Origin of the sequence: Phenylobacterium sp. (assembly GCF_044358365.1) — a bacterium.
In the GTDB taxonomy this organism is placed as follows: domain Bacteria; phylum Pseudomonadota; class Alphaproteobacteria; order Caulobacterales; family Caulobacteraceae; genus Phenylobacterium.
Genome location: NZ_JBIKNZ010000021.1, coordinates 1 through 13,506, shown reverse-complemented (window position 1 = coordinate 13,506; position 13,506 = coordinate 1). Strand labels below are relative to the sequence as shown.

14 protein-coding genes are annotated in these 13,506 nt (G+C 66.1%); 5 read left to right on the top strand and 9 right to left on the bottom strand.

Annotation, left to right across the window (positions count from 1 at the left end; all coding sequences use genetic code 11):
- Positions 1–27: 27 nt before the first annotated feature.
- The gene (locus tag ACIQ3B_RS08045; RefSeq protein WP_397401374.1) at positions 28–1,473 is read right to left on the bottom strand and encodes a M48 family metalloprotease; all 1,446 of its coding nucleotides are present in this window, start codon (positions 1,471–1,473) and stop codon (positions 28–30) included.
- Positions 1,474–1,633: 160 nt separating this feature from the next.
- Here ACIQ3B_RS08045 and ACIQ3B_RS08040 point away from each other — a divergent pair, with 160 nt between their 5' ends.
- The 3 genes from ACIQ3B_RS08040 to ACIQ3B_RS08030 all read left to right on the top strand — a co-directional run bounded on the left by ACIQ3B_RS08040 (position 1,634) and on the right by ACIQ3B_RS08030 (position 5,403).
- A complete protein-coding gene (locus tag ACIQ3B_RS08040) occupies positions 1,634–2,848 on the top strand; it encodes an SGNH/GDSL hydrolase family protein (protein WP_397401372.1) in 1,215 nt (404 codons plus the stop codon).
- Positions 2,849–2,894: 46 nt separating this feature from the next.
- Positions 2,895–3,716: a uracil-DNA glycosylase gene (locus ACIQ3B_RS08035; RefSeq protein WP_397401370.1), complete on the top strand. Its 822-nt coding sequence runs from the start codon at positions 2,895–2,897 to the stop codon at positions 3,714–3,716.
- A 76-nt stretch (positions 3,717–3,792) separates the two neighbouring features.
- The gene (locus ACIQ3B_RS08030; protein WP_397401368.1) at positions 3,793–5,403 is read left to right on the top strand and encodes a lytic transglycosylase domain-containing protein; all 1,611 of its coding nucleotides are present in this window, start codon (positions 3,793–3,795) and stop codon (positions 5,401–5,403) included.
- On the opposite strand, the gene ACIQ3B_RS08025 is transcribed toward ACIQ3B_RS08030, so the two are convergent.
- Positions 5,311–5,814 (bottom strand): hypothetical protein, encoded by a 504-nt coding sequence (locus tag ACIQ3B_RS08025; RefSeq protein WP_397401366.1) that lies wholly within the window; start codon positions 5,812–5,814, stop codon positions 5,311–5,313. The genes ACIQ3B_RS08030 and ACIQ3B_RS08025 overlap by 93 nt on opposite strands.
- Positions 5,815–5,834: 20 nt before the next feature.
- Between ACIQ3B_RS08025 and ACIQ3B_RS08020 the strand changes: the two genes are divergently transcribed.
- On the top strand, positions 5,835–6,971 hold the full coding sequence (locus ACIQ3B_RS08020; RefSeq protein ID WP_397401364.1) for a PA0069 family radical SAM protein: 1,137 nt from the start codon (positions 5,835–5,837) through the stop codon (positions 6,969–6,971).
- Between the two features lie 6 nt (positions 6,972–6,977).
- Here ACIQ3B_RS08020 and ACIQ3B_RS08015 read toward each other — a convergent pair whose 3' ends face one another.
- From ACIQ3B_RS08015 to ACIQ3B_RS08005, 3 genes are all read right to left on the bottom strand, one after another.
- The gene (locus ACIQ3B_RS08015) at positions 6,978–7,103 is read right to left on the bottom strand and encodes a hypothetical protein (protein ID WP_397401362.1); all 126 of its coding nucleotides are present in this window, start codon (positions 7,101–7,103) and stop codon (positions 6,978–6,980) included.
- A 192-nt stretch (positions 7,104–7,295) separates the two neighbouring features.
- On the bottom strand, positions 7,296–7,412 hold the full coding sequence (locus ACIQ3B_RS08010; protein WP_397401440.1) for a hypothetical protein: 117 nt from the start codon (positions 7,410–7,412) through the stop codon (positions 7,296–7,298).
- A 193-nt stretch (positions 7,413–7,605) separates the two neighbouring features.
- Positions 7,606–8,793 carry a class I SAM-dependent RNA methyltransferase gene (locus ACIQ3B_RS08005; RefSeq protein WP_397401360.1) on the bottom strand — a complete coding sequence of 396 codons (1,188 nt, stop codon included), beginning with the start codon at positions 8,791–8,793 and terminating at the stop codon, positions 7,606–7,608.
- 252 nt (positions 8,794–9,045) lie between these two features.
- Here ACIQ3B_RS08005 and ACIQ3B_RS08000 point away from each other — a divergent pair, with 252 nt between their 5' ends.
- Positions 9,046–9,633, top strand: coding sequence for a glycine zipper 2TM domain-containing protein (locus ACIQ3B_RS08000; RefSeq protein WP_397401358.1), 588 nt, complete (start codon positions 9,046–9,048; stop codon positions 9,631–9,633).
- Here the strand turns inward: ACIQ3B_RS08000 and ACIQ3B_RS07995 are convergent.
- The 4 genes from ACIQ3B_RS07995 to ACIQ3B_RS07980 form a co-directional block, all read right to left on the bottom strand.
- Positions 9,630–10,364: a TlyA family RNA methyltransferase gene (locus ACIQ3B_RS07995; protein WP_397401438.1), complete on the bottom strand. Its 735-nt coding sequence runs from the start codon at positions 10,362–10,364 to the stop codon at positions 9,630–9,632. The genes ACIQ3B_RS08000 and ACIQ3B_RS07995 overlap by 4 nt on opposite strands.
- Positions 10,361–12,115, bottom strand: coding sequence for a class I adenylate-forming enzyme family protein (locus ACIQ3B_RS07990; RefSeq protein WP_397401356.1), 1,755 nt, complete (start codon positions 12,113–12,115; stop codon positions 10,361–10,363). Before ACIQ3B_RS07990 ends, ACIQ3B_RS07995 begins: the two co-directional genes overlap by 4 nt.
- Before the next feature lie 152 nt (positions 12,116–12,267).
- Positions 12,268–12,723 (bottom strand): helix-turn-helix domain-containing protein, encoded by a 456-nt coding sequence (locus tag ACIQ3B_RS07985; protein WP_397401354.1) that lies wholly within the window; start codon positions 12,721–12,723, stop codon positions 12,268–12,270.
- Between the two features lie 104 nt (positions 12,724–12,827).
- Complete coding sequence (locus ACIQ3B_RS07980) at positions 12,828–13,274, bottom strand: hypothetical protein (RefSeq protein WP_397401352.1); 447 nt, start codon at positions 13,272–13,274, stop codon at positions 12,828–12,830.
- Positions 13,275–13,506 lie beyond the last annotated feature (232 nt).

Below are 13,506 nucleotides of genomic sequence, written 5' to 3'. Positions count from 1 at the left end.
AAGCGGCAAGACGCCTTGCGACCCACCTCATCGCCGCTGATCCACCACCAACTTGACCTGGCGTCCCGGAGCCAAGGCCTCGCCGGGGGCGAGATTGTTGATCATCCTGAAGAGTGACAGCTTGTCTCCGCTACTTGCCATCCGCGCGGCAAGCCCTTCGCTGGTGTCGCCACGTCGCGCCGTGACCACCTGTATCCGCAGCGCGGGGATCCGGCCGGCCTCCCCATCACTGATTCGCCGGAACGATTTGAACAGGGGGTCGAACGCAGCGGTCTGACCCGCCGGCGCCAGGACCGTGAACCGGTATGCGCTATCTCCGCCCATGGCGTAGGCCACGACGGTCAGATCCACGGGCTGTCCCTGGCTTGTGGCCCGTGCGGTCTGGGCGACGGCGTCCAGGCCGTTGATCGTCGTGCGCTGCGGCGGGCCGATCTCGGCGGCAGCCTGACCAAGGATGGTGCGTAGCGCCTGTCCCGCATGATCCTCCAGCCGAACACTGCCAAGCCTGGCGCCAGTGAAGTCGCCGCGCAGCCCGCCCGGGCCCGAGATCGATACAGCCGATGCACCGTTGGTCAGCCGGAAGCCACGCGGCGCGTCGAACGCAATCCGGAGATCCGGGTGCAGAAAGGCCGTCCCGCGCACGAAACCCTGGGCCGGGTCGTCCCCATAGAGAAGTCCATCCATCTGTGAGAGGTAGGCGGCCTCGTTGATCGCGAGCGGACCTGTGACCGGGCCGGCCTTGCCCGCCTCAGTGGCAGCCCGCTGGATGCGGGTGGTGGTCAGAGGGTGGGTTCGCGCCCAGACGGGCGTCGCATTTGACGGCGTCGCGCCCATTGCGGCCGCGGCGTAGGCATCCTGACGTTGAAGCGCGGCCAGCGCGTTGGAAATGCCCTCACGCGGATATCCGGCTGAGGGCAGCGTCTGAGTCGCGAAGGTATCGGATTCGTACTCCTGGCCCCGCGAGTAGCTGAGAGCGCCGAGCTGCGCGGCCTGGCCCGCCAGCTGGCCGATCTGGTCGGACTTGGCCACGGCGCCCACCAGAACAGCGGCCAGGCCGGTGAGCAGCTGGGTGTTGCGCTGTCGCGCAAAGTGCCTGCGGGCCACATGGCCGACCTCATGGCCCAGCACACCGGCCAGCTCAGCCTCGCTGTTGAGAATGCTCAGCAAGCCGCGCGTTACAAAGATGCTGCAGCCGGGTGGAGCGGCGAAGGCGTTGATCACCTCGCTGTTGATCAGGGTGAAGGTGCATTTCCCGCCCAATCCCCCTGCGGTGGCCATCTTCTCGCCAATGCGCCGGACGTAGTCCGCCTGGGGACCGACATAGACCCCGCCCAGACTGTCCGCGAGCGCCGCCTGCTGCTGCGCCGGCTCAGCGGTCCGCACCTGCGCCTGGGCGGTTGCGCCCAGAGCGGCGGCCACCGCCCATGCGAGCACCGGAAGCAGGCGCCCCACACGAGTCGTTGACTGTGTCATCTCTGGTCCTCGTTCCTGAGCTGGCTGGCGGTTGCACACATGTGACGCATGAGAGTGACTTAGCCTGATTCAAGGGTGTACTTCGAAAACGCGGTCCTCGCAGGTCCGCCAGGCAAACAGGTCTGGCAAGGGACCGCGAAACGACCGGGAGAAAAACATCATGATGCGCGCCCTTATCCTTGCGGGACTTCTGCTCGCGGCGGCGCCAGCCTCCCATGCGGCCGACGGAAAATGGATCGGAGCCTGGGGCGCATCGCCGGTCCCTCCGATGGCAGCCGCGCCGGGTGTTGAGACCCGTCGGATAAGTCCGTCATTCGTCAACCAGACCATCATCCAGACGCTCAGGCTGAGCGCCGGCGGCCAGAGGCTGCGGATTCGCTTCTCCAATGAGTACGGCGCCAGGCCCCTGGAGATCGGCGCAGCCCGCGTCACCTTGCTCAACGCCGAGGGCGGCGTGGTTCCCGGAAGCGAGCGGGTCGTGACATTTTCCGGGTCCGGCGCGGCGACCATCCCGGCCGGAGCCCCGCTCCTCAGTGACGCCGTCGACCTGAAAACCGGAAGCCTTGCGACTGTAAGGGTCGCCCTTTTCGTTCCGGAGGAGACGGGCCTCTGCACCTGTCACATGACCGGCGGCGACTTCGTTCAGGTCTCGCCGCCCGGCGACTGGACCCAACGCGAGCTGCCGCCCGCGACGGGCCCGGCGCAGTACCGGGCCTTTATTTCGGGCGTCGAGGTCGAGACGCGATCGCAGGCCAGGGTGATTGTCGCCCTGGGCGATTCCATCACCGACGGATACCTAGCCACGCCCGGCGCCAATCGCCGCTGGCCGGACCGGCTCGCCGAACGGCTGACCGAACGGTATCCCAACCGCGCCAACGGGGTGGTCAACGCCGGGATTGGCGGTAACCGCGTCCTGTCCGATGGCCTCGTCGCGACGATGGGCCAGAGCGCCCTGACACGCTTTGACCGCGATGTGCTTTCCGTTCCGGGGGCCACGCATCTGGTCATCCTGGAAGGCGTCAATGATCTGGGAATACGGACCGGGCGCCCCTCGGCCGAGGGGCTCATCCATGGTTATCGACAGTTGATCGCCAGGGCGCACGGGAATGGCCTGAAGGTGATCGGCGCGACCATACTGCCCTATGAGGGGGCCGCCTACTTCACGCCCGAGGGGGAGGCCTCACGACAGACGATCAACGAATGGATCCGGAAAAGCGGCGCGTTTGACGCGGTCATCGACCTCGATTTGGCGATCCGCGACCCTGAAAAACCGACCCGTATGCGCGCCGCGTGGCATGCCGGCGACTGGCTCCACCCAAATGACGCGGGCTATCGCGCCATAGGGGACGCCGTCGATCTGGACCTGTTCCGATAATCGCAGGCTGACAACCGAACGGTCGGCGGGCAAGAGTTCCCGCGCAATGTCCGCCGCGAACCGCACACCCGCCCAAATGGCCGAAAGTCTGCTCGCGTTCTGGGCGGACGCAGGCGTGGACTCGATGTTGCTGGAAGATCCGGTCGATCGGATAGCGGCCGGCCGCATACTACCGCCCATACGCGTCGCCGCGCCCGTAACCGCCGCGACGGCGGCGCGCGCGGCGCCCCGCCAGCCCGATGTTTCGGCTGCTGTGGCCAGGGCGCAGTCGCTTGCCAAGGCAGCCCCGGATCTGGGCGCGCTCATCGCCGCCATTGCCGCGTTTGAGGACTGTCCGCTGCGGTTCGAAAGCTCCGCTACACAGGCGGTCATCTATCGTGGCGTCGTCCCGGCGCCGCTGATGGTCATCGGCGAGGCTCCCGGGGCGGAGGAAGACGCCCAGGGCCAACCTTTTGTAGGTCGCGCAGGCAAGCTGCTGGATAAAATGCTGGCCGTCGCCGGGCTGCAGGATCGCGTCCTGATCACCAATACGGTCTTCTGGCGGCCGCCTGGCAACCGCACGCCGACACCTGCAGAACAGGCCGTCTGTGCGCCTTTTGTTGAACGTCTCATCACCCTGGTGCGCCCGCAGATGCTGCTGCTGGCGGGCGGCGCGCCGGCCAAGGCGCTCCTGAAGCGCGACGAAGGCATCCTGTCGCTGCGGGGGCGCTGGCATGACTGGACCTCGGCCGATGGGACAGTGACGCTGCCCGTCCTACCAACGCTTCATCCGGCTTTCCTGCTTCGCCAGCCCGGCGCCAAGAAACATGCCTGGGCAGATCTACTGACACTGACGGAGAGGCTTGATCGGTCCGACAACCCCCTCTAGTCTGACCTTTTCGGGTTCGACAGTTAGAGGGATCCGCGGGGCGCTGACTGTTTGGCGCCGCGCGGTTAAAGACCGCATGACGCTCAAAAAGCGCCTGCGCGTCGGGGTGTTTTCCCTCGTCGCCGCCGCCCTGTTCGCCGGAGTTTCGGCGGCCGAAACACCGAAGGCTCTCTCAGGCGCTGACGAGCGCGCCTATGCGGCAGCCTTCGAGGCGGTTGAGCAGGGTGACTTTCTGGGAGCTCAGCTTCAGGCCGCTGAAATCAAGGACAAGTCGCTGGCGGGCTATCTGTCGTTCGAGGCGTTGATGCACCCGACGGCGCACAAGGCCAATTTTGAGGAGCTGTATGGCTGGCTGGCCAGGTTCCGGGACTTGCCGCTGGCTGACCGCATTTTCTCGCTGGCCGCCAAGCGCAAGCCGGCCGACGCGGTGGCCCTGCCCCTGCCCGAGGTGGTCACCGCCGACGCCGCCCGCAGCGAGATCACCCGCCCGGCCCGCGAAGCCTTCTATTCAGGTGACGCCCGCCTCGCCTTCCAACTTGCTGTAGGCGTCGGTGAACGCTGGATCGCCGGGCTCTCGGCCTGGCGGCTCGGCGACTACAGTCAGGCTCACGACTATTTCGTGCAGGTCGCCAACGACGAGAGTGAGGATCCCTGGTTGCGGGCCGGCGGCGCCTACTGGGCGGCCCGCGCCGCTGTGGCGCTGGGCGACAATGCGGGCGCTGCGGGGTTTCTGCATCTCGCAGCCCAGGCGCCTCATACCTTCTACGGCATGATCGCGGAACGTCAGGTGCGGATGACCGCCGCCCAGGCCAATACCGGAGAACTGATCCTGGCGTCGTTCCGCGCGCCGGCGCCAAACATCGATTCGGTATTGGCCGTGTTTGTCGAACAAGACCCACGCGCCCACCGCGCCGCCGCCTTGACCCAGATCGGCCGTTTTGAAGAAGCCCGACAGGAATTGCGTGCAGGTCTGGCCCTGGCGCGAAGCGGCGCTGAACGGGAAACTTGGAGCTCCTTGATTGCAGCGCTCGGACCAGCCGCGGGACAAGATCTGGCGCGGGCGTCGATTGCGTCTGTAGGCGAGTATCAGACGCCGGTGCTGGAACCGCACAATGGCTTCACCGTGGATCGCGCCCTGGTCTATGCGATCGTACGCCAGGAGAGCTCATTCAATCCCAGGGCCGTGTCGCATGCGGGCGCAATGGGGCTTATGCAGCTCCTTCCCGCTTCTGCGGCTCTTGCGACCGGCAACAAGAGCTTCCGGAGCCGGCCCGGACAACTGTTCGATCCGGCCATCAACCTGCGCGCCGGCCAGGACTACCTGGCCTGGCTGATGGATCATGGGGTTGGGTCTGACATCCTGCGCACTGTAGCTGCCTACAACGCCGGGCCCGGCGCGGTGCTTAAAACCCTCGACAGGGTGGGCGATGAGGATCCCCTGCTTATGGTGGAAAGCCTGCCTGCGCTCGAGACACGCAACTACGTCGAGAAGGTCATGACGGCCTACTGGTCCTACAAGCGGATCTTTGGTGAAGAGACCCATACGCTGGACGCTCTGGCCGGCGGCGCGCGGCGCATCGACGCTAAACTGGACCTACCCCGTCCGGCGCCGGCCCAGTCCGAGGCGCCTGCGCAAACCTTTGAGATCGGAGTCCTCGGCGGTCTCGAGGCGGCTTCGTTCAACTAGGATCCCGAACGGGCGCCAGGCAAACAAGCCGCCGTCGGACCAACCCTGAACCAGAGCAGCGCCCTGCCCGCGCTCAAGGTGGCCCTTCAGCGCGCCGATCCAGCCATCGCGCAGCCGGAAGTCGGCGGGCAGAACGACGATCCATTCGGCGCGCGCCGACCTGGCTGCCGAGGCGATCCCCAGTAGGGCCTCAGCGCCGGTTTCCTCGCAAAGATCCTCGATGCCAGGCTGCTGCGCCGCCGCGACGATCAGCACCTGCCGCACGACCCCGTCTACCGCCCCGGCCGTCAGCTGGGCCAGGAGCCCGGGCAGGTGTTCGGCGCTGGTCCGCGCGTCGATGATCGCTGTCAACATCCGGTCGAGAAGCCGTGCTTTGTACGACGCCGTCAATATGTTCTTTCTTTGTTCCATTACAGCGCTATCCTGGAGGAATGTCCCCACTCCTCACTCGCGGCCGCGGCGCCCGCTCCAACGCCTCCGGACGCTACGAAGCCCGGTCCATTGAAGCCTTTGACGACGGTTGGACGCCTGACGACGCGGACCCGGTCAAGTTCGCCACGACGATAAGTCCCGAACAGGCGCGGGTGATCATCAGCCGCAATGACAGCCCCGACGTGGGCTTCTCCGCCTCGATCAATCCCTATCGCGGCTGTGAGCACGGCTGCATCTACTGCTACGCGCGGCCGGCTCACGCCTACATGGGCCTTTCGCCAGGGTTGGATTTCGAGTCGAAGCTATTCTTCAAGCCGCATGCGGCGGTCTTGCTGGAGGCCGAACTGCGCCATCCACGCTACCGGCCCGAGCGCATTCATATCGGCGGGAACACGGACCCTTATCAGCCGGAGGAGCGGAAGCTCGGGGTTACACGGAGCATTGTCGAGGTGCTGTTGAGGTTCCGGCATCCCTTCTCCGTGATCACCAAGTCGGCCCTCATCCTGCGCGATCTGGACCTGCTGGCGCCCGCAGCGGAGCTAGGCCTGGTTCGGGTTGCGATCTCGGTGACCAGTCTCGACCGCAAGCTGGCGCGCTCGATGGAGCCTCGGGCAGCGACGCCAGAAAAGCGCCTCGACGCCATCGCCCGACTGACGGCGGCGGGGGTACCGGTGACCGTGATGTTCGCGCCTGCGATCCCGGGTCTGAACGACCACGAGATGGAAACCGTGCTCGAACGCGCTGCGGGCGCGGGCGCCACAGGGGCGGGCTATGTGGCGCTGCGCCTGCCGCTGGAGATCAAGGACCTTTTCCGCGAATGGCTGGAGAGCGACCATCCCGACCGCGCGCGCCGGGTGATGTCGCTGGTCCGGCAGATGCGTGGCGGCAAGGACTACGACGCCCAATGGGGCAGCCGCATGCGCGGCCAGGGGCCGATAGCGGATCTGATGAGCGCTCGCTTCAAGGCCGCACGGAAACGCTACGGCCTGGATGGATCCAGACCGACCGATGACGTGTCCAGGTTTCGCATTCCGCCAAGGACCGGCGACCAAATGGATATGTTTGGCGACGCCAACGTCGTCGACAGCGCGCGCAACGCCGACTTCACCACCAAAGCGGGGAATGCAGCCGGATAGTAGCGGCTATCGCGTACTGCGGCGGTCGTTCAGTAGAGGTTTGCGCGTCTGCTGAACCGGCGCACCGGTGGAGCGCGCATCACGCAGGCCGCCCTGGACGACGGGTTGATAGGTGGCGCCATAGGTTTTCATGAGATCTGGCCCTTTCGGCCGGCAGTCTTGCGTATCTGTCGCATACAAGCCCCAAGCCATTGGGCCTTTGCCGGCGGCAGATCGGGTTAGTCAGGTCTTCAAGCCGCGCGCCCAGCTGCAAGATCTAGCCCCGATTTTCCCGGGCGGCGCTGACGGGCGGGATCAACTGCGACCAGAGGCTGACGGGAGCCTCTAGCGGCCCCCGGCGTTCGGGAACGATTTCAGAACCGAGACGGACACCGGCGGCTTGGCGGGCTCCTTCTTGGGTTTGCGCGTTTCCTTGTTGGACTTCTTCTGGCCCTTGGCCATCTTCGCGCCTTTCGAAACGGCGGCGGAAATCAAGCGCTGATCTCTGGCCGACACGGTGGGGTCGCACAGAGTTTCGCGATCCCGGTCTCTATATCACGAATTGCCCGCCATTGGCCGTGAATTCGTCGGCGGCCTTCATGGATTGCGCAAAAGCCCGACAGGCCGCTATCCGCCCGGCAGGGGCCGGTAGTGTCTATCGACTGAACACGCCCACGAGCTCGATGTGCGGCGACCACAGGAACTGATCCACCGGCAAGACGCGTTCCAGTCGAAACCCGGCGTCGATCAGGACCCGGGCGTCACGGGCGAAGGTCGCGGGATTGCAGGAGACCCCGATCACCCGGGCGACCTTTGAGCTCGCGAGCTCGGCGGCCTGTTCCGCCGCACCCGCGCGGGGCGGGTCGAACACGGCGACGTCAGTGTGGCGCAGGTCGTGGGCCAGCAGCGGTCGGCGCACCAGATCGCGGGCCTCCACCGTTACGCCCTTAAGACCCGGAGCGGACGACAGCGCGGCGCTGAGCGCGGCCACGGCGCCGGCGCCGAAGTCCGCCGCATGGGTCGGGGCGATCTCGGCCAGCCGGAAGGTGAACGTACCGACGCCGGAATAGAGGTCGGCGATACGCGTGGCGCCCGAGGCTGCTTCAGCGACGAAATCAGCCATGACCATCTCGGCGGCCCTGGTAGCCTGCAGAAAGGCTCCGGGCGGCAGGCTGACGCGGGCCGGTCCGAGGCGCACCTGCGGCAGACGGGCCATGTATGCGACCTCGCCAGAGAGGGTGACGCGGGCGAAGTCCGCCTCGGCCGCGCGTTCGGCCAGTTGCATACGCGCATCCGCCGAGAGACCGCCGCTCTTCGCCTCGACACCGGTAATGTCGATGTCGAGACCCGTGTCGGTCAAGGTCACGTGCAGCGACGGCGCGGACTTGGGGTGTTCGAACAGCCGTGCCGCCAGCCGCTTCAATGTGGGAATCGCCGCCTGGATTGCAGGTTCTGCGATAGGGCAGACATCGATATCCACCAGATCCCAGGACTTGCGGGCCTTGTAGCCCAGGCGCGCGCTATCGCGGTCTCCACGTCGAGCATGGAGCGTCACCCGACGACGGGTGCCTGGCGCCGCCGCGAAGGGGGCCAAGACCTCGGCCTCGACCCTCTCCCGCGCCAGGGTGCCGATCAGGCGATCGACCTTCCAGGCCAGATAAGGCGCATGGTCCCAGTGCTGCAGGGCGCAGCCGCCGCAGACGGTGAAGTGTGGGCATGCAGGCTCTATCCGCCGGGGACTGGCCTGAAGCACATCGACCAGATCGCGCCGCTCACCCGCGCCCTGCGCTGTGACCCGCTCGCCCGGCAGAGTGAAGGGCACGAAAACGGGGCCGGCCGCCATGCCGTCGCCCTCCCCGCCAACTGCCTCGATCAGCAGTTCCGCGACAGGACCCGTCGTCGGGCCGGCCGCGGGCCGCGCCGGGGGCCGGGGCTTTGGCCTGCGCCTTTGCGGCCTCATCTCGCGGTCACTTCGCTTAAGTGAAAATGAACAAACATGAACGACTTTCTAAGCGGCCGTTCAGGTTGGCCGCCGCATCTTTGCCTCAGGTCTCGTCGAAAAACGGGCCATAGGCTTGTTGTAGAGGGATACCCAATGTCCAAGCGCGTCACCACCGGCAAGACCGCCGCCACCGTTCTGGCCGCTGTCATGGCGCTGAGCGCCGCAGCGCCCGTTCTGGCTCAACCGGCAGGTCCATACACCGCCCAGAGCTCCAAAGGCTACTATTACGACCCTTGCCGCCGGGACACAGCGCAGCGCGGCACTATCGGCGGATTGCTGGGCGGCCTGGCCGGCGCGGCGATCGGGTCGAATGTCGCGGCCCGCAATGCCCGCACGGAGGGCGCGGTTCTGGGTGGCCTCGTCGGCGTTCTGGCCGGTAGTTCGGTGGGCAACAAGACCGCCGCGTGCCGATCCGAAGATACCGCGAACCGATACCCGCAGCGCGTCGAGGCTCCCGACTACGACCGCGACGCCTATGCTGATCGGGCGGCGGCCCAGGCCCGGGAAGATGCCTATGCCCGCGATGAGCGCGGCGACCGTTATCGGCTGAGCGACCGCGCGCCGGGCGCAGATGGCTGCACTCTTGCCGAGAGCCCGATCTACATGCCCGATGGTCGCACCCAGACCCGCTTCGTACGCGTCTGCCGTGACGCGAGCGGCAAGTACGCTGTGGTGGACTAGGATCTCTCGCGGGTTGCCCAGAGCAGGTATTCGCGATTGCCATCACCCCCTGTGATGGGACTGTCAGTTGTGGCCCGGACGTTCCAACTGCTGGATGAAAGGAAGCCGGCGACAGCGGCCAGAGCGTGCTCGCGTGCGCTGGCCGCCGTGACGATGCCGCGCTTGCCCACCTTGTCCGGCCCGACTTCGAACTGAGGCTTCACCAGAGCCACCAGATCCGCGCCAGGAGACGCCAGCGCCAGCGCCGCCGGCAAGGCCTTGGCCAGGCCGATGAAGCTCACATCGCTGACAATCAGGCCCGGCGGCTCGGTGATCAGTTCGCGCGTCAGGTTCCGGGCGTCGGTGGCCTCAAGGTTGAGCACCCGACCGTCTGCGCGAAGGCTGGCGTGCAGCTGCCCCTGCCCGACGTCCACGGCGAACACCCGCGCCGCGCCACGCGCCAAGCACACCTCGGTGAAACCGCCCGTCGATGCGCCCACGTCCAGCACAACCCGGCCCGAAACCTCAATCGGCCAGAGCGCCAGCGCATGGACCAGCTTCAGAGCACCTCGCCCCACCCAGGGATGCGCAGGCGTCGCCTCCAGTGCGGCGTCATCGGACAGCAGCTCTGATGGCCTGACGACCTGGCGACCGTTGGCGAACACGCCACCTGCCTCGATGGCGGCGCGGGCCCGGGCGCGGCTGTCGAAAAGGCCGCGGGCAACCAGCAGGACGTCGGCGCGCGTCGTCAGGTCGCCTGATCCTCGAACAGCTTTTTCAGCTCGTTCTTCAGGATCTTGCCGTTGGCGTTGCGCGGCAGGGTCTCGGCCCAGAACTTGACGGTCACGGGCACCTTGAAGGCGGCCAGCCGCTCCGCCACGTGGGCCCGCAATCCGGCCTCGGTGGCCTCGGCGCCGGGCTTCAGCGTAACCACCGCACCTGGCTCCTCGCCCAGGATCCGGTGTGGAATGCCGACGACGGCGGCGTCCATGATCGCAGGATGGTCGTAGAGGACGTTCTCGATCTCCACGCAGTAGATGTTCTCGCCGCCGCGGATCAGCATGTCCTTGGCACGGTCGAGGATGAAGCAGAAGCCGTCCTCATCAATCCTGGCGAGGTCGCCGGTGCGCACCCACCCGTCGACGAAGGTCTGGGCGGTGGGCTCGGGCTTATTCCAGTAGAGCTTGGCGTTCATCGGGCCCTTGGACCAGAGCTCTCCCATCTGACCCACCGGCAGCACGGTGACGCCATCGCCGGGATCGCGGATCTCGAGTTCGGCGACGGCAGCGGCCGGGCCGCAACTGTCTGGCCGGAATTGATAGTCTTCCGCGCCATTGGAGGTGACTGTCGCGCAGGTCTCGGTCATGCCCCAGCCTTGGCCGGTCTGCGACTTGGGGAATACCTCCTTGAGCCGCCGCACCAGTTCCGGCGCGGAGGGGGCGCCGCCGTAGGACACGCCCTCAAGCGACGAAAGGTCGTAGTTGGCCCGCGCGGGATGTTCCAGAAGCTGCCAGGCGATCGTGGGGACTCCGCCGGCCGATGTGATCTTCTCGCGTTCGATCAGTTCGAAGGCACGGATAGCGTCCCACTTGAACATCAGCACCACCTTGGCGCCGGCGAACACCGAGGGATTCAGAACGGCAAAGCAGCCGGTTGCGTGAAAGAAGGGCACAGACAGCAGGCTGGAGCGCTGCGGCGCATCCGGGTCGGGGGCCGGCGGCGCCTCGCCCCGGCGCAGAAAGCCCCGCGCGGCGGCCGCGCCGGCGGTGATGATGTTGGTGTTGATGGCGCGGTGGGTGGCCAGCGCACCCTTGGGCTTTCCTGTCGTGCCCGAGGTGTAGAAGATGGTGGCGTCATCATCGGTGTGCAGATCCACCGGCGGGATCGGATCATCCGGCAACCCTGCCCAGGTATCCGGCGCGCCCAGCACGCTCTCCAGCTTGGTGACGTAGGGATTGGCGATCTCGTCCGTCGCCCGGCTGACGTAGATGCGCTTCAGGTCCGGGCAGTCGGGCAGATGTTCGGTCATTCGCGCAAAGCGTTCGGCATCCATGATCGCGACTTTCGACCCTGAATCGGTGAGGCCGTACTCCAGCTCGGGACCGGTCCACCAGGCGTTCAGCGGCGTCACGATCGCCCCGATGGAGGCCGACGCATAGAAGGCCACGGCCCACTCCGGCACATTGCGCATGATGATGGCGACCCGGTCGCCCTTGACCACGCCCTGGCTCTGCAACTCGGCGGCGAACCGCGCCACGGCCCGATGGAAGGCGTCATAGGTGACGCGCTCGTCCTCATAGACCATGAATACCTTCTGGCCGTGCCCCCTGGCCATTTCGGCGACGGCGCGAAGCGTCGGCGGCTGGTTTTTCCAGACCTTGAGCCTGACGCCGCGAATGGTCTCTTCCGCCACCTCCGCCGCCGTCCCGGGACTGCCGATCAGGGCATGGGCCTGGGCGATGGACATGGCGGGCCAGCCCGGGGGCATGACGGCTTCGGACATTGGTTTCACTCCGGTGCTCTTTCGCGGCGTCTACTTCGGCGCGTCCTGGCCGCAAGCAAAACCATAACCCGCGATCCCGCACCAGCGGGGTATCGCTCGCGATCAACGCACCACTCAATTTGCTTGGGTTTGCAAGCGCAAGCCGCTCCGGATCAGCCTTCGCCGTCGCCGACGAGCGCCACTGCCAGATTCAGCAGGCACCGGCGCGACTGAGTATCCAGGCCCGCGTAGGCCTGCACAAGATCGCGCGTCTCAGCACTGCGAAGTTGGGGATTGCGGAGCGGATTTTCGGGGGAGGCCGCCTCAGCGCCCGGCAGGCCCTGATAGAAGTAGCTCACCGGAACCTGCAACTTGTCGGCCAGTTGCCACAGTCGCCCTGCCGTCAAACGGACTCCGGCGCACTCGTACTTCTGGATCTGCTGGAAACCGACGCCGCAGGCGTTCGCGAGGTCCTGAAGGGTAAGACCCAACAGCTTCCGCCGCCGCCGCACCCGCCGGCCGATATGCATGTCGATCTCGTCAAGCACGCCGTTGGCCGCCGACTCGAGCGACAGAACGGCAGGTCTGGAACTCGAACTCATCACCCTTGCCCCCAGGCTGAACTCCATCCAGTCGGTCCGACACACTGAACCGTTCCCGTTACAGTATCAGCACCGAAGTCTGTTTCGGACGCAGCGGTGCTCATTCTAGGTAGCCGGCCTGTCCGGGCAGCTCACACCTCGATGCCCTGCTCGCGCAGCTGGCGGATCAGACGCCTCAACAGGACGGCGTTCTGTTCGGCCATCGCCTTGACCATTTCCGGATTGGCGACCTCGTTGGCGCCGATCAGCCCGCCATCGGCCTCGATCAGGGAGCCTTCGTTCAACAGCTCCTGGATTCGCCGCCGCGCGGTTTCATAGGAAAGGCCCAGAGACATCGCCACGGCATTGCGGCTGATGGGTCGTTTGATCCCCTGCGGCTCGGGAGTTTCGATGCTCGCAAAGGCCTGGGACAGCGTTATGTCGGTATTGAGGTGGGCCACATTGGCCACCGCCACGGTAGAGAGAATCAGCGCGTCGATGGGGTCATGCCGGCTCCCACGCAGGATCGCACTACAGATCGCCACCACATAGTCCATCGACATCCGGGAGATGATACGGAGTTGTTGGCGGTCGTTCACGTGAGCATGGTCCTGTTCTGCAAACTGCGGATTCGAGCAGCTAATATAACGTTGGTCTACAAAGGTTGCGAGGGTTGGCCATGCCGCCCAATCGGGGCCGGAAATTGTTAAGCTGTCCGCAACTAGCTGTGAGCTCTCAATAGGTTGTCCATCCGGCCCGGACCGGGGAAGCTGTGGTTGTGAAGCTACAGGGTCTCAGGAGAGGGTCGGATGAACGTGCACAAGAATGCCC

What these genes read in the sequence shown, in the direction of transcription:
- ACIQ3B_RS08025 (WP_397401366.1), bottom strand. Translation starts at nt 5,814, where the DNA reads ATGGAACAAAGAAAGAACATATTGACGGCGTCGTACAAAGCACGGCTT.
- ACIQ3B_RS08035 (WP_397401370.1), top strand. Translation starts at nt 2,895, where the DNA reads ATGTCCGCCGCGAACCGCACACCCGCCCAAATGGCCGAAAGTCTGCTC.
- ACIQ3B_RS08040 (WP_397401372.1), top strand. Translation starts at nt 1,634, where the DNA reads ATGATGCGCGCCCTTATCCTTGCGGGACTTCTGCTCGCGGCGGCGCCA.
- ACIQ3B_RS08030 (WP_397401368.1), top strand. Translation starts at nt 3,793, where the DNA reads ATGACGCTCAAAAAGCGCCTGCGCGTCGGGGTGTTTTCCCTCGTCGCC.
- ACIQ3B_RS07985 (WP_397401354.1), bottom strand. Translation starts at nt 12,723, where the DNA reads ATGGAGTTCAGCCTGGGGGCAAGGGTGATGAGTTCGAGTTCCAGACCT.
- ACIQ3B_RS08000 (WP_397401358.1), top strand. Translation starts at nt 9,046, where the DNA reads ATGTCCAAGCGCGTCACCACCGGCAAGACCGCCGCCACCGTTCTGGCC.
- ACIQ3B_RS07990 (WP_397401356.1), bottom strand. Translation starts at nt 12,115, where the DNA reads ATGTCCGAAGCCGTCATGCCCCCGGGCTGGCCCGCCATGTCCATCGCC.
- ACIQ3B_RS08010 (WP_397401440.1), bottom strand. Translation starts at nt 7,412, where the DNA reads ATGGCCAAGGGCCAGAAGAAGTCCAACAAGGAAACGCGCAAACCCAAG.
- ACIQ3B_RS08005 (WP_397401360.1), bottom strand. Translation starts at nt 8,793, where the DNA reads ATGGCGGCCGGCCCCGTTTTCGTGCCCTTCACTCTGCCGGGCGAGCGG.
- ACIQ3B_RS08045 (WP_397401374.1), bottom strand. Translation starts at nt 1,473, where the DNA reads ATGACACAGTCAACGACTCGTGTGGGGCGCCTGCTTCCGGTGCTCGCA.
- ACIQ3B_RS08020 (WP_397401364.1), top strand. Translation starts at nt 5,835, where the DNA reads ATGTCCCCACTCCTCACTCGCGGCCGCGGCGCCCGCTCCAACGCCTCC.
- ACIQ3B_RS08015 (WP_397401362.1), bottom strand. Translation starts at nt 7,103, where the DNA reads ATGAAAACCTATGGCGCCACCTATCAACCCGTCGTCCAGGGCGGCCTG.